Raw genomic sequence first — 19762 nt, forward strand, 5'->3', positions numbered from 1 at the left:
TCCGTGCCGACGCTGGAATTGCGTGCGGCTGACAGGGTTCCAATCAGGAAGAACGGCCATGGCAAAGTCCATGATCCAGCGCAGGCAGGACGCCGAGCGCGAACGCATTGAAGCATATGCCGCAACGCTGCGGCGGGTTTCCCACGTCCCGCGTCCCGCTCCGGATTTCGAGCGGGCGCTTGATGAGGCACGCCGGGGCTTTGCCGGCGTCGCGATCCGCGACGGCGCGCTGTGGCGTCCGAAGCTGAAGACGCGCGACCGCGCGCGTTTGAGGGCTGGCCGCGGCGCGTCATCTCTATGCGCGCTACCCGGTCTCAGTCGCGCTCGAGGCCATCTGGCTCGACGCTTCGGGGCTGGATGCCAATGAGGTGGCGCTCCGCAAGGCCTGGTATATCGCGGTCGGGCGTGGCGACTCGCTGTACAAGGCGGGCGCCAATGCGTGGCTGTCGCGCAAGGAGGTGCATTGCTTCCTGAACGTGGCCGGCGATTTCACGTTCGACGAGGCGTTCTGGTTGGCGATCGCGCGGTCCTACACGGATGATCCCGGACTGGCCGCTCGTCTTGCGCGCACGAAGATCGCCCGCACGCCGCGCGGCGAGCTGGCCTTCTCGCGTGAGGTGACGCGGTTCTTCTGCGGGCATCCTGCCTCGAAGGAGGAGATCGACGATCTCTGCGATTACATCGGCGCCATGCACCAGCGCGACGCGGCGTACAGCCTGAAGGGCCGCACGCTCGCCTCGCTGCGCCGGCAGATGCTGGAATGGCATCGCGACATTGCCGCCATCGAACGCATCGAGGCAATGCGACGCCGCGCCGCTGGGCGGGGTCCACCTACTGCCGGACCGCAGTCGAAGAGCCGTGCCTGGGACGGCTCGCGTCTCGAGGACTGGGAGTGGCGGCCGTCGGCCAAGGAGGCGAAGGCGCATGGCGAGCGCTTCTTCGTTCGCCAGCTGAAGACGGCCGAGGACCTGGTTGCCGAGAGCCGGGCGATGCATCACTGCGTCTCGATGTACGCGGCCAAATGCATCGCCGGCTACGCGTCGATCTGGGTGCTGCGGCGCACGGCGCTCGGCAAGATCGAGCGGCTGCTGACGATCGAGCTCGACCCGCAAAACCGTGCGGTGCAGGTGCGCGGTTTCGGCAATCGCGTCGCTTCGCCGGAGGAGCGTAAGATCGTCGAGCGCTGGGCCAAGGCCAGGGGCGTGGTGCTCAAGGCCTGAAACGGAAGATCCGCGCGGCGGAGAACGCCGCGCGGGTCATGTCTTCTTTGTGGATGGCGGATTATCCCTTGTGGTGCGCCTGCTGCAACCCGTAGACCGGCGTCGGGATGCCTTCATGCCGCGCCTTCAGCTGCAGCGACAGGAACTGCGAATAGTGGCGCGACTGATGCAGGTTGCCGCCGTGGAACCAGAGCGCTTCCTGCTGTGTCGGCTTCCACATGTTGCGCAATTCGCCTTCCCAGGGGCCCGGGTCCTTGGTGGTGCTGGAGCCGAGACCCCAGCATTTGCCGACCTTGTCGGCGACCTCTCGGGAAATGAGGTCGGCCGCCCAGCCGTTCATCGAGCCGTAGCCGGTGGCGTAGACGATGAGGTCAGCCGGCAGTTCCGATCCGTCGCTGAGCAGGACCGAATGTTCCTTGATCTCCTTCACCTCGGCGCCGCTTTTCAGCTTGATCGAACCGTCGATGATCAGGTCGGACGCGCCGACGTCGATATAGTAGCCGGAGCCGCGCCTGAGGTACTTCATGAACAGGCCGGACTCGTCATCGCCCCAGTCGAGCATGAAGCCGGCCTTTTCCAGGCCCTTGTAGAATTCGGCATCGCGCTTCTTCATCTCGGCGTAGGCCGGGATCTGGAATTCATGCAGGATCTTGTAGGGCAGCGAGGCAAAGATGAGGTCTGCCTTGGCCGTGGTCATGCCTCCTTGCACGGCCTTTTCCGAGTAAAGCGCCCCCAGCCCGATTTCCATCAGCGTGTCGGATCTGGAGATATGGGTGGTCGAGCGCTGCACCATGGTAACATCGGCGCCGGCCTCCCAAAGGGCCGCGGCGATGTCGTGGGCTGAATTGTTCGAGCCGATGACGACGGCGCGCTTGCCGGCATAGGCATCGGGGCCGGGGTGCTGCGAGGAATGGTGCTGATCGCCCTTGAAGCTGTCCATGCCGTTGAATTTCGGCATATTGGCCTTGCCGGATTGTCCCGTGGCCAGCACCAGCTGCTTCGGCTTCAGCGTGATGTCCTTGCCGTCGCGGTGGACGATGACGGTCCATTCCTTCTTCTTGTCGTCATAGGTAGCGCTCTTGGCCTCGGTCGAGGACCAGTAGTTCAGCTCCATGACCTTGGTGTACATTTCCAGCCAATCGCCAATCTTGTCCTTGGGTGAGAAGACCGGCCAGTTCTTCGGAAAATCCATGTAGGGCAGATGGTCGTACCAGACCGGGTCGTGCAGGCAGAGCGACTTGTAGCGCTTGCGCCAGCTGTCGCCGGCGCGCTCGTTCTTCTCGACGATGATGGTCGGCACGCCGAGCTGTCGCAGCCGCGCGCCGAGCGCGATGCCGCCCTGGCCGCCGCCGATGATCAGCGTGTGCGGCTGCGTCTTGAAGCCGAGTTCGGCGGCTTCCTTCTCGCGCTCTTCCTTCCAGGTCGGGCGGTTCTTGCCATGGCCATGCTTGGCGCCCATCGGCCGGGCGAAGCCCGCCGGCTCCTCGTGGCCCTTCAACTCGACCATGGTGGTGAGCAGCGTCCAGATCTTGCCGTCCTTCAGTCTGATATGGCCGAAGCCGCGCGCCACTTCCGTTTCGAAGCTGATCCAGCCTTCGAGCAACCCGTCGCTTTCGGTGGCGTCCTCGCCTTCGGCGATCGCCCAGTTCGAAGGTTTCGTTTTCGCCAGCTGGCTGACCAGCATGTCGCGCACCTGGTCGCGGCCTTCCATGGTTTTGATGTTCCAAGTGAAGGTGACGAGATCGCGCCAGTAGCAGTCGTCCTGAAAACAGGTGACTGCCTTGTCGATATCGCCGGCGGCGAGAGCCTTGCCGAATTTGTCGAGCAGGTCGGCAAGTTTCTTGTTCGGGGCCTTTTCCAGCATCAGTTTCCTCCGGGTCTTGGGATCGCTTCTTGGGTGAGCGCGTGGCGGGGGCATTGTCCGGCGCGGCGAAAGTATTTCGCCAAAACCGCCATCGCGTCACGCCCTCCAATAGTTTGGCGCGTTTTCAGCGGTTTAGCGGGTATTCGCCCGTCATAGCCTCTGCCGGTTCTCAAACAGGACGGCCAACCCGTTTCATCAGGTTGATGCATTCACATTCGCCGTTGACAGCGGCGCAAAACCAATTCTATTGTCCGCGACCATGAAAACGGCACTCATTCTCGTAGGAAAGCGCGTGGGCAAGGCGGTGTAACCGCCGGGCGAAAACCTCCCATGCGCAACACACAGGCTCCCTCGGGGGCCTTTTTTATTGCCCGAAACACGACTAAACGACCAGCAATCGCCAGATGGCGGACAGTACGGGACCAGACCGATGAGCAATGGACAGAGTGAGCGGCGCGAAATGACGGGCGCCGAAATGGTAGTGCAGGCGCTGAAGGACAATGGCGTCAAGCATGTCTTTGGCTATCCGGGCGGCGCCGTTCTCCCGATCTACGATGAAATCTTCCAGCAGGACGAGGTCGAGCACATCCTGGTGCGCCATGAGCAGGGCGCGGGCCATGCGGCGGAAGGCTATGCGCGCTCGACAGGCAAGGCAGGCGTCATGCTGGTGACCTCGGGACCTGGCGCCACCAATGCGGTGACGCCGCTGCAGGATGCGCTGATGGATTCGATCCCGCTGGTCTGCCTGACCGGGCAGGTGCCGACCTCGCTGATCGGCTCCGACGCCTTTCAGGAGTGCGACACGGTCGGCATCACGCGCCCCTGCACCAAGCACAACTGGCTGGTGAAGGACGTCAACGAACTGGCCGCGACCATCCACGAGGCCTTCCATGTCGCGACCACCGGGCGTCCCGGCCCGGTCGTGGTCGACATCCCCAAGGACGTGCAGTTCGCCAAGGGCATGTATGTGCCGCCGCAGACGGCGCCGCGCACCAGCTACCAGCCGAAGGTCCAGGGCGACCTCGACAAGGTCAAGGCAGCGGTCGACCTGATGGCCGGTGCCAAGAGGCCGATCATCTATTCGGGCGGCGGCGTCATCAACTCCGGCTCCGAGGCCAGCCATCTGCTGCGCGAACTGGTCGACCTGACCGGTTTTCCCATCACCTCGACGCTGATGGGCCTCGGCGCCTATCCGGCTTCCGGCAAGAACTGGGTCGGCATGCTCGGCATGCACGGCACCTACGAAGCCAACATGGCCATGCATGATTGCGACGTGATGATCTGCATCGGCGCGCGCTTCGACGACCGCATCACCGGGCGGCTCAACGCGTTTTCGCCGAATTCTAAGAAGATCCACATCGACATCGATCCATCGTCGATCAACAAGAACGTCCACACCGACGTGCCGATCATCGGCGATGTCGGCCGGGTGCTGGAGGATCTGGTGCGGCTGTGGCGAGCCAGCGCCAAGGCCGACAAGAAGGCGCTGCACCCCTGGTGGGAGCAGATCGCCAAATGGCGCGCACGGGACTCACTCGCCTACAAGATGAACCACGACGTGATCATGCCGCAATATGCAATCCAGCGGCTCTATGCGCTGACCAAGGACATGGACACCTACATCACCACCGAGGTCGGCCAGCACCAGATGTGGGCCGCGCAGCACTATCATTTCGAGAAGCCGAACCGCTGGATGACCTCCGGTGGGCTGGGCACGATGGGCTACGGCCTGCCGGCCGCGCTCGGCGTGCAGATCGCGCATCCCAATGCGCTGGTCATCGACATCGCCGGAGACGCCTCGGTGCAGATGACGATGCAGGAGATGAGCACGGCGGTGCAGTACAATGCGCCGATCAAGATCTTCATCCTCAACAACCAGTATATGGGCATGGTGCGGCAGTGGCAGCAGCTGCTGCACGGCAACCGGCTGTCGCATTCCTACACCGAGGCGATGCCCGACTTCGTCAAGCTGGCCGAGGCCTATGGCGGCCACGGCATTCGCTGCGACAAGCCGGACGAGCTGGACGACGCGATCAAGGAGATGATCTCGGTGAAGAAGCCGGTGCTGTTCGACTGCCGCGTCGCGACTTTAGCCAACTGCTTCCCGATGATCCCGTCGGGCAAGGCGCATAACGAGATGCTCCTGCCGGACGAGGCGACCGACGAGGCGGTGGCCAACGCCATCGACGCCAAGGGTAGGGAACTGGTGTGACATCAGCCGAGGCAGGGCTGTCGGAAGAAGCCGTGCGGAAACAGAGAATTAGCTCAAAAGTCTGAAATCGAGATTCATGTCATGAACGCACAGCTACAGCCGACCGGCTCCGCCTATTTCATCGCCAAGGAAACGGAAAAGCCTGAGAACCACACGCTTTCCGTGCTGGTCGACAACGAGCCGGGCGTGCTTGCCCGGGTCATTGGTCTTTTTTCCGGGCGTGGCTACAACATCGAGAGCCTCACCGTTTCCGAGACCGAGCACGAAAAGCATCTGTCGCGCATCACCATCGTGACGCGCGGCACGCCGCATGTGCTGGAGCAGATCAAGCACCAGCTCGAGCGCATCGTGCCGGTGCACCGCGTCGTCGATCTCACCGTGCGCTCGCATGAGCTTGGCCAGGAGCGGCCGCTGGAGCGAGAGCTGGCGCTGGTCAAGGTTGCCGGCACCGGCGTTTCCCGGGTCGAGGCGCTCCGGCTCGCCGACGCCTTCCGCGCCAGCGTCATCGACGCCAACACCGAGCATTTCATTTTCGAGATCACCGGCAAGGGCTCCAAGCTCGACCAGTTCATCGCCATCATGAAGCCGCTCGGCCTGGTCGAAATCTGTCGCACCGGCGTGGCGGCAATGAACCGCGGCCCGCAAGGGATGTAGTTCCCAGCCGTCTTCGTTCAGCTTGCAATCCTGAGCATCTGGCCCGGCCAAAGGCTGTCGGTGGCCTTTGTGTACTCGATGTAAAGGGACAATAATACTGACTTATCTGGGAGGGTATCATGTCGCTCGACGCGTTTCTTGCCCTGCTGGTCTATGCCCTCGTGACCTCGATCACGCCGGGGCCGAACAACCTCATGCTGCTGGCGTCGGGCGTGAATTTCGGCATCGTCAGAACGGTTCCGCACATGCTGGGCATCAGCATCGGCTTCCTGGTGCTGCTGATAGCCGTCGGCCTTGGCCTGGGTGCCGTGCTGACGGCATTTCCGGCGTTGCATACGGGATTGAAGATCGCCGGGGGTGCCTATCTGCTCTATCTGGCCTGGAAAATCGCGATGTCACGTTCGCTGACCGGCAAGGGTGAGGCAGAGGCGCGGCCGATGCGTTTCATCGATGCTGCGGCGTTCCAGTGGGTCAATCCCAAGGCCTGGGTGATGGCGATCACCGCCATGGCCGTCTACACCAATCCCGACCATCCGTTCCTTTCGGTGGTGCTGATCTCAATCGCCTTCACTGTCGTCAACCTGCCGAGCGTCTCGGTATGGGCGGGGTTCGGCACCGCGCTGCGCGGTTTCCTGTCGGACCCGATGCGGCTGAAATGGTTCAACATCGCCATGGGCGTGCTGCTGGCGGCAACGCTGTGGCCGATGCTGCGCTAAGGCGTGCCGATATTCAGGTGATGCCGGCCTGCAAACGGCGGTTTTCTGCGCTTCCGATGCTCACGGACCCGAATGTCCGCTCCGCTTCGGTTCTCGAAAACCACCATTTTCGGCTCGGCCTGACCTGAATCTCAGCACACCTTGGCTCAGTTGCTTCGTTATTGTGCAGTGCACATTAAATCTTCGTAATGCCGCGTTTTGGCCCTTTTCCGACAAAGGCGTGTCCTATCTATTCGGCGAATTCGCGGCGCGGAGCTGTGATTTGAGCTGGAACAAGACCACCGGTATCGGCGTGTCGGATGAGAGGACTTGTTGTCGATGCGCGGAAAAATCCTCTTTGCGGTGATTGCGGTGGCCTGCCTGGCGGGGGCTGGTCTCTATCTTTCGCCCACGGCCATGGGCAAGGTCCAGCAGCTGATTTCGGGCAAGCAGCCGGCGGCGGCGGACAAGACCGCCAAGGCATCGGACAAGCCCGCAGCCGGCGCCAATGGCGCTCGTTCGGCTTCGATCGTTTCAGCAACCGCATCAACCGCGGATTTCCCGATCCGCCGCTATGCCATCGGCTTCGTGTCTTCGCCGGCGGTGGTCAGCATCAACGCCCGGGTATCCAGCCAGATCGTAGCGATCGCGGTCAAGGACGGCCAGATGGTGAAGGCCGGCGACCTTTTGCTGTCGCTCGACGACCGTGCCTTGAAGGCACAACTGGCCAAGGACCAGGCGACGCTCGTCAAGGACCAGGCGATGCTCGTCAGCGCCACTGCGGATCTCCAGCGCGCCAAGGACCTCGTTGCCAAGCAGGCCGGCACGCAGCAGACCTACGATCAGGCGATCGCTGCGCAGAAAGCCGCGGTCGCAACCATCGATGCCGACAAGGCGACGATCGACGCCGATAACGTTCAGCTCAGCTATGCAACCATTTCGGCGCCGATCGCCGGCAGGCTCGGCGCCGTCAATGTCTCGGTCGGCGATCTCGTCAACACCAGCAATGGCAGCAGCACCACAACGCCGCTCGTCACCATCACCCAGATGGACCCGCTGCAGGTGAATTTCACCCTGCCGGAAAGCAACCTCGCTCTGCTGCACAAGGCGCTTGCAAACCCGCAGCAAGGGGCGGTGACGCTGACCAAGGACGGCGATCCGACGCCGATCGGCAAGGGTACGCTCGATTTCGTCGATTCCAGTGTCGACACCGCGTCGGGCACAATTGCCACGCGGGCAAGCATACCAAATGCCGATCTTTCGCTATGGCCGGGCCAGTATGTGAATGTCATCCTGGACGCCGGCATCATGCCGCAGATGACCTCCGTTCCCACCGTCGCGGTGCAGCCCAGTCAGAAGGGGCCATTCGTCTATGTGGTCAAGCCGGACAACACTGTCGAGATGCGGCCGGTCCAGGTGGCGCTGACCGAGGGCGACAACAGCGCCATCAGCCAGGGGCTGAAAAGCGGTGAGAAGGTTGTCACCGAAGGCCAGACAAGGCTGAAGGACGGCGCCGCCGTGCACGAAGGCAAGGCCGCGACCAACGGCGATCAGGCAGCTCCCAAGGTGGCGCAAGCAGACAAGGCGAGTGGTGCCGACAAGGCCGGCGAGGCGCGTCCATGATTTCCGAATTCTGCATTCGCAGGCCCGTCGCCACCCTTCTGATGTCGTTCGCCCTCGTGCTGGGCGGGTTGTTTGCCTACAAATTCCTGCCGGTGGCAGCGCTCCCAAGCGCCGAATTTCCAGTGGTCAACGTGTCGGCCCAACTCGCCGGCGCCTCGCCGGAAACCATGGCGACTTCGTTGGCGACGCCGCTGATCAAGCAGTTCGCCACCATTGCCGGCATTGATTCGATCTCGACCACAAATTCGCTCGGCCAGACCTCGATCGCCATCCAGTTCGTGCTCAATCGCGATATCGACGCGGCAGCCGCGGACGTGCAGGCGGCGATCGCGCGCACGCAGAAATCATTGCCGCCGCAGATGACGGCGCCGCCGAGCTACCGCAAGGTCAATCCGGCCGATGCGCCGATCCTTTTGATGTCGCTGGTCAGCGACACGGTTCCAATGACCGACCTTGATGCCTTCGCGGAAAACGTCATTTCGCCGTCGCTGTCGACGATCGACGGCGTGGCGCAGGTCTCGATCTACGGCCAGCAGAAGTACGCGGTGCGCATCCAGATCGATCCGACCGCGCTTGCCGCACGCGGCATTTCGATCGATCAGCTGCAGACGGCGGTAGCCTCGGCCAACAGCAACACGCCGCTTGGCGTGCTGCAGAACAACAAGCAGCAGCTCACCATCACCGCCAACACGCAGCTCAGCGACGCCGCCGGGTTTTCCAACATCATCATCGCCACCAAGAACGGTCACCCGGTACGGCTGGGCGAGGTGACCCGGGTCGTCGATTCGGTCGAGACGACGACGACGGCGAGCTGGTATGACGGCACCCGCGCCATCATCATGGCGGTGCAGCGCCAGCCCGACGCCAACACCGTCGACGTCGTCGACAAGGTCAAGGCGATGCTGCCGTCCTTCCAGGACCAGATGCCGGCCGCTGCCTCGATCAAGCTGCTCAACGACCGTTCGACCTCGATCCGTCAGGCCGTCGACGACGTCCAGTTCACGCTGCTGCTGACCATCGCGCTGGTGGTGATGGTGATCTTCGTGTTCCTGCGCCGGGTGACGGCGACAATCATCCCGGCCGTGGCGGTGCCGATCTCGCTGATCGCGACGCTTGGCGCGATGTTCCTGTTCGGCTTTTCCATTGACAACATATCGCTGATGGGCCTGACGCTTGCGGTGGGCCTCGTCGTCGACGATGCCATCGTCATGCTCGAAAATATCTTCCGCCATATGGAGGAGGATGGGTTGTCGGCCTTCGACGCGTCGCTGAAGGGCGCGCGCGAAATCGGCTTCACCATCATCTCGATCTCGATTTCGCTGGTGGCGGTGTTCATCCCCGTGCTTCTGATGGGCGGCGTGATCGGCCGCATCTTCAACGAGTTCGCTGTGGTAGTGACGGTCGCCATCCTGGCGTCGATGTTCGTGTCGCTGACGCTGACGCCGATGCTTTGTTCGCGGCTGCTTTCGGTGACCAAGGCCGACCGCAAGGCGCACGGTGATGGCCACAGGCACGACCTCTTCACGCGCGGCTATGACGTGGTTTTGAGCTTCTGCCTGCGGCACACATTCCTGGTGTTCCTCGTCTTCGTCGGAACCGCGGCAGCGTCGGTGTGGCTGATCCAGGTCTCGCCGAAAGGTTTCTTCCCGCAGGAGGATATCGGCCAGATATCGGTGACGACCATTGCCCGCCAGGACATCTCTTTCGATGCCATGGCGAAGCTGCAAGGGCAGGTGGCCAGCGTGTTCTCGCATTCGCCCTATGTCGACCATGTGGCGTGGTCAGCGGGCAGCGGCAACAATGCGCTCAACCAGGGGCAGCTCTTCGTCCAGCTCAAGGGCAAGGACCAGCGTCCCGATATCGAGAAGGTGCTTTCGGATCTGCGCAAGCAACTGGCCGGCGTGGCGGGCATCGAGACTTACATGCAGCCGGTGCAGAACCTGAGGCTGGGTTCGCGCTCGTCGGCCAGCGCCTACCAGCTCGTGGTTCAGGGCCTCGACACCGGCCTGACCGATATCTGGGCGCAGAAACTGAATGACGCGATGGCGGCCGACCATGCGACCTTCACCGACGTCACCAGCGACCTGCAGAACAACGCACTGCAGGCATCGCTGGTGGTGGATCGCGACAAAGCCGCCGAGCTCGGCATCGACACAGACACGCTGCGTTCAGCCCTCTATGGCGGGTTCGGCACCGACCAGGTTTCGACAATCTTCGGTTCGGCCGACAGCTATGAAGTCATCACCGAGCTCGATCCCAAGATCGAATGGTCGCCCGAGCGGATGCTGGCCATCCAGATGAGGACGGCGAGCGGCAGTCTGGTTCCGCTTGGCGCCTTCGCCCGGGTCGACCGCACGGCCGGCGCGCTGACGGTCAACCAGCTCGGCCAGCTTCCGGCCGTGACCATCTCCTACAATCTGCCGCAAGGCGTGGCGCTCGGCGACAGCGTGACCCGCATCAACGCGCTCAAAGAGCAGATCGGCATGCCGAAGGCGATCTCGACCACCTTCGCCGGCACGGCCAAGACCTTCCAGGATTCGCTGGCCAACCAGGGCCTGCTGGTCGGCGGCGCGATCCTGACCATCTACATCGTGCTCGGCATTCTGTACGAGAGCTTCATCCACCCGCTCACCATCCTCACCGGCCTGCCATCGGCGGTGCTGGGCGCCGTTGTTGCCTTGCGCTTTGCCGGCATGGATCTGTCTGTCATCGCGGTGATCGGCATCCTGATGCTGATCGGCATCGTCAAGAAGAACGGCATCATGATGGTCGACGTCGCGCTCGAACTGCGACGAGAAGGCATGTCGGCGACCGAGTCTATCCACAAGGCCTGCCTGATGCGTTTCCGCCCGATCATGATGACGACGCTGGCGGCGCTGATGGGCACGTTCCCGATCGCGCTCGGTACTGGCGCCAGCGCCGAGCTGCGGCAGCCGCTGGGCGTCGCTGTGGTCGGCGGCCTGCTCGCTTCGCAGGCGCTGACCCTGTTCGTCACACCGGTGATCTATGTCTACATGGAGAATTTCTCGGGCTGGCTGATCGGGCTCATGCCGAAGCGCAAGGCCGAGTTGCACCTGGTCGAAACCGGGGATCAGCCCTCGCTGTTCGATCGCGACGAAGAACAGGACATCGAACCCCAGAAGGCAGCCGCCGAATAGGCGGTCGGTGGCCCAAGGCGTCATGCTTGCCGAGGCAGGCGGGCGGTCGTAACCTTGCGCCATGTCCCACGATCATGACCACGACAACGAACTCGACCCGTTTGCCGCGCGGGTGCGCGCGCTGGAGACGATCCTCACCGAGAAGGGCCTGATCGATCCGGCCGCCATCGACATCATCGTCGACACCTACGAGACAAAAGTCGGCCCGCGCAACGGCGCCAGGGTGGTGGCGAAGGCCTGGATCGACCCGGAGTTCGCCGCCTGGCTGAAGCGCGATGCGACGGCGGCGATCGCCTCGCTCAGCTATACCGGCCGGCAGGGCGAGCACATGCAGGCGGTGTTCAACAGCGAGGCGACGCACAATCTCGTCGTCTGCACGCTCTGCTCCTGCTATCCGTGGTCGGTGCTCGGCCTGCCGCCGGTCTGGTACAAGGCGCCGCCCTATCGCTCGCGCGCGGTGATCGATCCGCGCGGCGTGCTGGAGGAATTCGGCCTGACCTTGCCGGCCGGGACAAAAATCCGCGTCTGGGATTCGACCGCCGAGTTGCGCTACCTGGTGGTGCCGATGCGGCCGGAAGGGACACAAGGCTGGAGCGAGGAGCGGCTGGCCGAACTGGTGAGCCGCGATGCGATGATCGGCACCGGCCTGGCGAAGGAGCCGGCATGAACGGGCCGCAGGATCTCGGCGGACAGATGGGTTTCGGGCCGGTCGCACCCGAAAGGGACGAGCCCTGTTTCCATGCGGATTGGGAGAAGCGAGCGCTTGGCGTGACGCTCACCGCCGGCGCTATGGGCGCCTGGAATATCGACGAAAGCCGGCATGCGCGCGAATCGCTGCACCCAGCCGACTATTATGCCTCGAGCTACTACCAGATCTGGATCAAGGCGCTGGAGGTGCTGCTCAAGCGCCATGGTTTTGTCAGCGAGCGCGATCTTGAGGCCGGCAAGGCTATTGATCCAGCCGCAACCCCCAAAAGGATGCTGAAGGCCGAAAACGTGCGGGCCGCGCTGGCCAGGGGCGGTCCGTGCGACCGGCCGGTTGCGACGCCGGCGCGATTCAAGGCCGGCGACCTCGTGCGGACCAAGAATTTCCATCCGGCCGGCCATACGCGGCTGCCACGCTATGCGCGCGGCAAGCAAGGCACCGTCGAGGCGGTGCGCGATGGTTTCGTCTTTCCCGACAGCAACGCGCATGGCCAGGGCGAGAACCCGCAATGGGTCTACACGGTGGTTTTCGCCGGCGCCGAGATCTGGGGCGAGGGGGCCGACCCGACGCTGACCGTCTCCATCGACGCCTGGGAGAGCTATCTTGAGCCGGCATGAAGCAGCCGCCGACCTGCCGGCGGGTTTCGACGAGCCTGTGTTTGCCGAACCGTGGCAGGCCGAAGCCTTCGCCTTGACGGTGGCGCTGCACGAAAAAGGCCTGTTTTCGTGGAGCGAATGGGCGGACGCGCTGTCCGCCGAAGTGAAGAAGCCGGACGCTGCAAGCGACGGCCACGATTATTACGAGCATTGGCTGGCGGCACTGGAAAAGCTGCTAGCGGCCAAGGGCGTCGCCGGTAAGAGCGATGTCGACACACTCGCCGCCGCCTGGGAACGCGCCGCGCATGCGACACCGCACGGCAAGCCGATCCTGCTGGAGAACGATCCGGCCCCTGACAGTAGGCTGCGGGCAGCCAGGCCAAAAAGATCAATTTAGCCTTCTGTTATCCAAGTCCTGATTCCGCCCTTGGCAAGTAGTTGTAAATATTGTGGCTACCAGCAACCATATCGCCATGATGGAAAAGCCTGCCGCGCCCTGGCCTTTGCTGCAAATGGCGATCGAGCCGAAATCGAAGGCCGATCAGGAGCGGCTGCGTATCGCGTTGACGAAGCTGGCGGACGAGGATGCTTTCTTCCGCGTCAAGCAGGACGAGGAATCGGGCCAGACGATTATCGCCTTCATGGACGAACTCGATCTCGACATCATCATAGACCGCCTGCGCCACGAGTTTGAGGTCGGCGTGAATGTCGGTTCTCCACAAGTGGCCTATCGCGAGACGATCACTCGTACGCACGAGCAGGACTTCACGCATAAGAGACAGTCCGGCGGCACCGGCCAGTTCGCCCGCGTCAAGATCATGTTCGAGCCGAACCCGGACAGCGCGGACTTCATGTTCGAGTCCAAAATTGTCGGTGATGCGCTTCCCAGCGAATACGCTGCGGGCGTCGAAAAGGGGCTGCTCACCGTCCTGTCGGCGGGTCCGTTCGCGGGCTTCCCGATGATCGGCATCAAGGCGACGCTGGTCGACGGCGCCCATCACGATACCGATTCCTCGGCTCTGGCTTTCGAGATCGCCGGTCGCGCCTGTCTTCGCGAAGCTGCGCCACGCCTCGGCGTGCAACTGCTCGAGCCGATCATGAAGGTCGAGGTGGCGACACCGCAAGATTACGTCGGCAGCATCATCGCCGAACTGCACAGCCGCCGCGGCCAGATCCGAGGTCAGGAAACCCGCGGCGTGGTGGTCGTCGTCAACGCAATAGTGCCGCTCGCAAACATGTTCAAATTGGAAGATGCACTCCGGTCGCATTCGAAGGGGCAGGCACGCTTGAGCGCCAGCTATACCGCATACGCTCCCGTTCCTCTGCCGCCCGACGACCGCGACCCGCCGGCCGCCATGGCCATTGCCTGACTTCCGCTTTCCACCCGAAGCCGAAATTTCAAGCTAAGAAGCAGTCGCCATGTTCTCTTTACGTTCTTGTTTGCGCCTGATAACCTGAGCCCTCGGAGGTGCTGAGTTCGCCGCCGGCGGCGGTCGATATGATGGCGGCTGTCTTGTCTTTCCCATGCGAATCCGGTCTTTCGCGCTGATGGAATTCTCTCCCCAACAGGATGATGCCCTGAAGGCGGTCGCGCGCTGGCTCAAGGAAGGCCGGCCGCAGCTGTTCCGGCTGTTCGGCTATGCCGGTACCGGCAAGACGACGCTGGCGCGCTATTTCGCCGAGCATGTCGACGGCCAGGTGCAGTTCGCCGCCTTCACCGGCAAGGCGGCGCAGGTGCTGCGCTCCAAGGGGGCGACCAACGCCCGCACCATCCATTCGCTAATCTACAGACCGAAGGGCGAGGAATCGGTCTCCGACGAGGTGACCGGCAAGACCTCGATCTCGCCGACCTTCTCGCTCAACCGGCAAAGCCCGATCTCGCGGGCAAAGCTGGTCATCATCGACGAATGCTCGATGGTCGACGAGCAACTCGGCCGTGACCTGATGAGCTTCGGCACGCCGATCCTGGTGCTCGGCGATCCCGGCCAGCTGCCGCCGATCTCGGGCGGCGGTTTCTTCACCGACCACGAGCCGGATGCGCTGCTCACCGAAATCCACCGCCAGGCGCGCGACAACCCGATCATCCGGCTGGCGCTCGACGTGCGCGAGGGCCGCGAATTCATGCGCGGCGACTACGGCACGGCGCAGGTCATCGGCAAGGAAGACGTCAACCAGGAACTGGTGCTGAAGGCGGACCAGGTGCTGGTCGGCACCAACCGCACGCGGCGGCGCTATAACCTGCGGCTGCGCGAATTGAAGGGGTTCAATGCCGATTATCCGCAGGCCGGCGACAAGCTGGTCTGCCTGCGCAACGATCCGGCCAAGGGCCTGCTCAACGGTTCGCTGTGGAAGGTGATGACCTCGTCGCGCGAGACGGTGAAGCCGGGCATCAACCTGCTGGTCTCGCCGGAAGAGGACGATCCGGACCGCGGCGTTGCCAAGATCAAGCTGCTCAAGGCAGCATTCGAGGATCCGGATGCGGAGATTCCGTGGCAGCAGAAGAAGCGCTTCGACGATTTCGACTATGGCTATGCGCTGACCGTGCACAAGGCGCAGGGCTCGCAATGGAACGAGATCGTGCTGTTCGACGAAAGCTGGGCGTTCAAGGAAACCCGCCAGCGCTGGCTTTACACCGCGATCACCCGCGCGGCCGAACGGCTGACGATCGTCAGATGATCATGGGGGCTTGGCCGGTCTGGCACCGAGCCAGCGCCATGCCGCCGCTTCGTCCTCCCTGTCGAAATGCCGGAGCTCGAAAGGCGGCGGCGTGGCGAAAAAGCCCTGGGCGTAGGGGATCCAGTCCGGTTCGCCGACCGCGGCACAGCGGCGGATATGCTCCAGGGCATGGGCCGTGCCCTGTCTGGCGGTTTCGTCGGACACGTGGGGCCAGTCGACACCATCGTGGTCGATCAGGCGCACCAGCACGTCCAGTTTCGGATGGAGCGCATAGGCCGCCTCCAGCAGTCCGAACAGGTTTTCCGCGTCGGCGGCCGCGACATGGCCGACGATATCGACAGCGAAAAGGTCTTCACGGTCGGTGTCGATGCGGCGCACCGCCGGCACGGCGTCGAGAAAATTCAAGGGCTGTTCCTTTCGCGGTTCATCCCCTTGGAACACCCAAAACCCTCTGTCTGTTCCCGACAAAGGCGCTATAGATGCGCCCCGTCTCGTGAAACTGGACCCGATGCCATGCCCGCAAAGCTCTCCGTCAACCTCAATGCCATCGCCATGCTGCGCAACCGGCGCGACCTGCCGTGGCCGAGCGTCATCGGGCTCGGGCGCCTCGCTCTTTCCGCCGGCGCGCATGGGCTGACGGTGCATCCGCGACCCGATGAGCGGCATACGCGGCACTCCGATTTGCCGGAGATCAGGGCCTTGATCGATGACGAATTTCCCAAGGTCGAGTTCAACATAGAGGGCTATCCGTCGGAGGATTTCCTGACGCTTGTGGAAAAGCACCAGCCAGAACAGGTGACGCTGGTGCCCGACGACCCGGCCCAGGCCACGTCGGACCATGGCTGGAACTTCGCAGTGGACGCCGCATTCCTCACTCCGATCGTCAAACGCCTGAAAAAGGCAGGTGTGCGCGTGTCGTTGTTTTCCGATTCGGATCCGGACGGCGCCAGGATCGCGCGCGATATCGGCGCCGACCGGATCGAGCTTTACACGGGGCCGTATGGCAGCTGCCATTCCGATTCCGCCAAGGCGGCCAAGGAATTGGAAAGATTGGGAAAAACCGCGGATGCAGCGCTTGCGGCGGGTCTGCAGGTCAATGCCGGGCACGATCTCACGGTGAACAACCTGCCGGCGCTGGCCAAGCGCATTCCGGCACTGGCCGAAGTGTCGATCGGCCATGGGTTGACAGCCGATGCGTTGGAGTATGGCATGGCCGGCACGGTGGGGCGGTTTCTCAGGGCTTGCGGATGGTAAAAAGGCAAGCCCCGCGTCGCCGGCATGGAAGCCATAACGTCGGGGCACTTGATATTGCATCGCAGCAAGCGTAGAGCACCGCGCGTTTATCGGAGTGTCGTTTATGGCCCTTGCCAACACTGGTAGTGAGGCAGAACCCGTCGACCAATCGAGCCATCCTGAAATCGAGCAGCATAGCACCAAGGTGCTGATGCTGGGGGCGCTCGGCGTGGTCTATGGCGACATCGGTACCAGTCCGATTTATGCGTTTCGTGAGGCATTGCATGCTTCGTCCGGCGGCAATGTCGCCGAGCGCGGCGATATTCTCGGCGTGCTTTCGCTGATCATCTGGTCGCTGGCGATCATCGTCACCATCAAATATATCATGTTCGTGCTGCGCGCGGACAACCGCGGCGAGGGCGGCGTGCTGTCGCTGATGGCGCTGGCGCGCGGCAGTTTCCCGACGCGCTCGGCGGTCATCCTCGGCGTCGGTATTGTCGGCGCCTCGCTGTTCTTTGGCGACGCCGTCATCACGCCGGCAATCTCGGTGCTTTCCGCGGTCGAGGGCATGAATGTCGTCACGCCAGCGTTCCAGCCCTATGTGGTGCCGCTGACATTGCTCATTCTCGCCATGGTGTTCGCGGTGCAACGGTTCGGCACGGGCGGCGTGGGCCTGGTGTTCGGCCCGGTGACGGCCGTATGGTTCCTGGCCATCGGGCTTTCCGGCCTGAACCACATCGTCGACGACCCGGAAATCCTGCTGGCGGTCAGCCCTCACTACATCGTCGCTTTCCTGATCAATTCGCCTGACGTCGCCTTCGTCACGATCGGCGCTATTTTCCTGGCCGTCACCGGCGCCGAGGCGCTCTATGCTGATCTTGGCCATTTCGGGCGCAAGCCGATCGTGCTCGCCTGGCTGGCGATCGTGTTCCCTTGCCTGCTGCTCAACTATGCCGGGCAGGGCGCGTTCGTGCTGGCGCATGGTGGCGTCGTCGGCCATCCCTTCTTCGAGATGAACCAGGGATGGACGCTTATCCCGATGGTGGTGCTGGCGACGGCGGCAACCGTGATCGCCAGCCAGGCGGTGATTTCCGGCGCCTTTTCGCTGACCAGGCAGGCGGTGCAGCTCAACATGCTGCCGCGGCTCGAAATCCTGCACACGTCGGAAAAGCAATCCGGCCAGATTTACATGCCGCGCGTCAATCTGCTGCTGGCACTGACGGTGATGCTGCTGGTCGTCGGTTTCGGCGAATCGAGCCGGCTTGCCTCGGCCTACGGCATTTCGGTCACCGGCAACATGCTGGTGACGACGGTGCTGCTCTTTGTCGTCATGACCCGTATCTGGAAATGGCGGCTCTGGGTGGCAATTGCGATGACGGCATTGTTCGCCTTCATCGACATAGGCTTCTTTGCCTCCAACATCGTCAAGGTCTTCGAAGGCGGCTGGGCGTCGCTGGCGGTGGCCTTCACCGTCGTGCTCGCCATGTGGACCTGGGTGCGCGGCAGCCGCTATCTGTTCGACAAGACCCGCCGCAACGAGATCCCGCTCGATTTCCTCGCCGGCAATCTGCTGAAGAAGAAGCCGCAGCTGGTGTCGGGCACGGCCGTATTCCTGACCAGCGATCCGCTGAGCGCGCCGACCGCGCTGATGCACAGCCTGAAGCATTACAAGGTGCTGCACGAACAGAACGTCATCCTGTCTGTGGTGACGGCGCCGCAGCCGGTTGTGCCCGACAGCGACCGCGTCAAGATGGAGACGGTCAACGAGCTGTTCATGCGGGTGACGCTGAACTTCGGCTATATGGAACAGCCGAACATTCCGCGCGCGCTGGCGATCTGCCGCAAGCAGGGTTGGAAGTTCGACATCATGACGACGTCCTTCTTCCTGTCACGGCGTTCGCTCAAGGCCTCGCCCAATTCAGGCATGCCGGTGTGGCAGGACAAGCTGTTCATCGGCCTGGCGCGCACGGCGGCGGATGCGACCGAGTATTTCCAGATTCCGACCGGGCGCGTTGTCGAGATCGGCACGCAGGTGGCCATCTGATGGGCTCGAACTAGACCATCGAGGAGGCGGGCATGAGCGGCGAATTGGTGCTTGTGTCCGGCGGGTCGGGCTTCCTCGGCGCTCACTGCATCCTGGCTCTGCTGGATGCAGGCTACCGCGTTCGCACGACCGTGCGGTCTAGCAAGCGTGAAGCCGATGTTCTGGCGATGCTGAGGGCCGGCGGCGCCGAACCCGGCGATGCGCTCTCCTTTGCCCATGCCGATCTCATGGCCGACGCAGGCTGGCCGCAGGCCGTTGCCGGTTGCGACTATGTCCTCCATGTCGCCTCGCCGTTTCCGCCCGGCGTGCCGAAACATGAGGACGATCTGATCGTTCCTGCCCGCGAAGGCGCATTGCGCGTGCTCAGGGCCGCACGGGACGCCGGTGTCAGACGGGTGGTGATCACCTCCTCCTTTGCTGCCGTCGGCTACGGCCAGACGCCAATTGCCGGACGCCCGTTCACGGAGGAGAACTGGACCAATCTGGCGAGCAGTGTGAGCGCCTATGTGAAATCGAAGACGCTGGCGGAGCGGGCCGCGTGGGATTTCATTGCCAATCAAGGCGGCGCATTGGAGCTGGCAGTCGTCAATCCGGTCGGGATTTTCGGACCGGTTCTGGGTCCCGACCATTCGACCTCGACAGATTTCATAGGACGCCTGCTGGACGGTGCGATGCCCGGTCTGCCACGCATGCTGTTCGGCGTGGTCGACGTGCGGGACGTGGCGGACCTGCATCTGCGCGCCATGGCCAACCCCGCCGCCAGGGGCGAACGGTTCCTGGCCATCAGCGGCGATTTCATGACGATGCTGGAGATCGCACAAACGCTGAAGGCGCGGCTGGGCGATGCAGCGTCGCGCGTTCCGACAAGAGTGCTGCCGGATTGGCTGGTGAGGCTCGTCGGCCTGTTCGACGGGCAAGCGGCCCAGATCGTGACGGAGTTGGGCAAGGCCAGGAACGCAACGAGTGCGAAGGCCATGCGCCTGCTCGGCTGGGCACCGCGTTCGCGCGAAGATGCGCTGGTTGCGACCGGGGAAAGCCTGATCCGGCTGGGGCTGACCAAGACATCGAAATAGCGGTGCGG

Annotated in this window: 16 protein-coding genes and 1 pseudogene; 15 read left to right on the forward strand and 2 right to left on the reverse strand. The window is 63.2% G+C overall.

Annotated features, from left to right (window positions below; all coding sequences use genetic code 11):
* The first annotated feature begins 58 nt into the window (after window positions 1–58).
* Window positions 59–367 (forward strand): hypothetical protein, encoded by a 309-nt coding sequence (locus tag ACFX5Q_RS04155; protein WP_404275595.1) that lies wholly within the window; start codon window positions 59–61, stop codon window positions 365–367.
* Between the two features lies 1 nt (window position 368).
* On the forward strand, window positions 369–1220 hold the full coding sequence (locus ACFX5Q_RS04160; protein ID WP_404275597.1) for a PcfJ domain-containing protein: 852 nt from the start codon (window positions 369–371) through the stop codon (window positions 1218–1220).
* Between the two features lie 61 nt (window positions 1221–1281).
* On the opposite strand, the gene ACFX5Q_RS04165 is transcribed toward ACFX5Q_RS04160, so the two are convergent.
* Window positions 1282–3084: an NAD(P)/FAD-dependent oxidoreductase gene (locus ACFX5Q_RS04165; protein ID WP_404275599.1), complete on the reverse strand. Its 1803-nt coding sequence runs from the start codon at window positions 3082–3084 to the stop codon at window positions 1282–1284.
* 430 nt (window positions 3085–3514) lie between these two features.
* Here ACFX5Q_RS04165 and ACFX5Q_RS04170 point away from each other — a divergent pair, with 430 nt between their 5' ends.
* The 10 genes and pseudogenes from ACFX5Q_RS04170 (at window position 3515) to ACFX5Q_RS04215 (ending at window position 15404) form a co-directional block, all read left to right on the forward strand.
* On the forward strand, window positions 3515–5296 hold the full coding sequence (locus ACFX5Q_RS04170) for an acetolactate synthase 3 large subunit (RefSeq protein ID WP_404275602.1): 1782 nt from the start codon (window positions 3515–3517) through the stop codon (window positions 5294–5296).
* Between the two features lie 81 nt (window positions 5297–5377).
* Window positions 5378–5950: an acetolactate synthase small subunit gene (gene ilvN / locus ACFX5Q_RS04175; protein ID WP_404275604.1), complete on the forward strand. Its 573-nt coding sequence runs from the start codon at window positions 5378–5380 to the stop codon at window positions 5948–5950.
* 119 nt (window positions 5951–6069) lie between these two features.
* The gene (locus ACFX5Q_RS04180) at window positions 6070–6666 is read left to right on the forward strand and encodes a LysE family translocator (RefSeq protein ID WP_404275606.1); all 597 of its coding nucleotides are present in this window, start codon (window positions 6070–6072) and stop codon (window positions 6664–6666) included.
* 318 nt (window positions 6667–6984) lie between these two features.
* Window positions 6985–8268 (forward strand): efflux RND transporter periplasmic adaptor subunit, encoded by a 1284-nt coding sequence (locus tag ACFX5Q_RS04185; protein WP_404275608.1) that lies wholly within the window; start codon window positions 6985–6987, stop codon window positions 8266–8268.
* Window positions 8265–11426 carry an efflux RND transporter permease subunit gene (locus ACFX5Q_RS04190; RefSeq protein ID WP_404275610.1) on the forward strand — a complete coding sequence of 1054 codons (3162 nt, stop codon included), beginning with the start codon at window positions 8265–8267 and terminating at the stop codon, window positions 11424–11426. The genes ACFX5Q_RS04185 and ACFX5Q_RS04190 overlap by 4 nt, the downstream gene beginning before the upstream one ends.
* 61 nt (window positions 11427–11487) lie before the next feature.
* Window positions 11488–12093 (forward strand): nitrile hydratase subunit alpha, encoded by a 606-nt coding sequence (gene nthA / locus ACFX5Q_RS04195; protein ID WP_404275612.1) that lies wholly within the window; start codon window positions 11488–11490, stop codon window positions 12091–12093.
* Complete coding sequence (nthB, locus tag ACFX5Q_RS04200; protein ID WP_404275614.1) at window positions 12090–12749, forward strand: nitrile hydratase subunit beta; 660 nt, start codon at window positions 12090–12092, stop codon at window positions 12747–12749. The genes nthA and nthB overlap by 4 nt, the downstream gene beginning before the upstream one ends.
* Window positions 12736–13125: a nitrile hydratase accessory protein gene (locus ACFX5Q_RS04205; RefSeq protein WP_404275616.1), complete on the forward strand. Its 390-nt coding sequence runs from the start codon at window positions 12736–12738 to the stop codon at window positions 13123–13125. The genes nthB and ACFX5Q_RS04205 overlap by 14 nt, the downstream gene beginning before the upstream one ends.
* A 76-nt stretch (window positions 13126–13201) precedes the next feature.
* A pseudogene (fusA, locus tag ACFX5Q_RS04210) lies at window positions 13202–14098 on the forward strand (elongation factor G); the annotation flags it as partial.
* 178 nt (window positions 14099–14276) lie between these two features.
* Complete coding sequence (locus ACFX5Q_RS04215; RefSeq protein WP_404275845.1) at window positions 14277–15404, forward strand: ATP-dependent RecD-like DNA helicase; 1128 nt, start codon at window positions 14277–14279, stop codon at window positions 15402–15404.
* On the opposite strand, the gene ACFX5Q_RS04220 is transcribed toward ACFX5Q_RS04215, so the two are convergent.
* Entirely contained in the window at window positions 15405–15809 is a 405-nt protein-coding gene (locus tag ACFX5Q_RS04220; protein WP_404275618.1) for an STAS/SEC14 domain-containing protein, read from the reverse strand.
* 108 nt (window positions 15810–15917) lie between these two features.
* Between ACFX5Q_RS04220 and ACFX5Q_RS04225 the strand changes: the two genes are divergently transcribed.
* From ACFX5Q_RS04225 to ACFX5Q_RS04235, 3 genes are all read left to right on the forward strand, one after another.
* On the forward strand, window positions 15918–16658 hold the full coding sequence (locus ACFX5Q_RS04225) for a pyridoxine 5'-phosphate synthase (RefSeq protein WP_404275620.1): 741 nt from the start codon (window positions 15918–15920) through the stop codon (window positions 16656–16658).
* Window positions 16659–16761: 103 nt separating this feature from the next.
* Window positions 16762–18681, forward strand: a complete 1920-nt coding sequence (locus tag ACFX5Q_RS04230; protein ID WP_404275622.1) for a potassium transporter Kup — start codon at window positions 16762–16764, stop codon at window positions 18679–18681.
* Between the two features lie 32 nt (window positions 18682–18713).
* Complete coding sequence (locus tag ACFX5Q_RS04235; RefSeq protein WP_404275624.1) at window positions 18714–19754, forward strand: SDR family oxidoreductase; 1041 nt, start codon at window positions 18714–18716, stop codon at window positions 19752–19754.
* Window positions 19755–19762: the final 8 nt, after the last annotated feature.

It is taken from the genome of Mesorhizobium sp. IMUNJ 23033, assembly GCF_044778005.1.
Classification (GTDB): domain Bacteria; phylum Pseudomonadota; class Alphaproteobacteria; order Rhizobiales; family Rhizobiaceae; genus Mesorhizobium; species Mesorhizobium amorphae_A.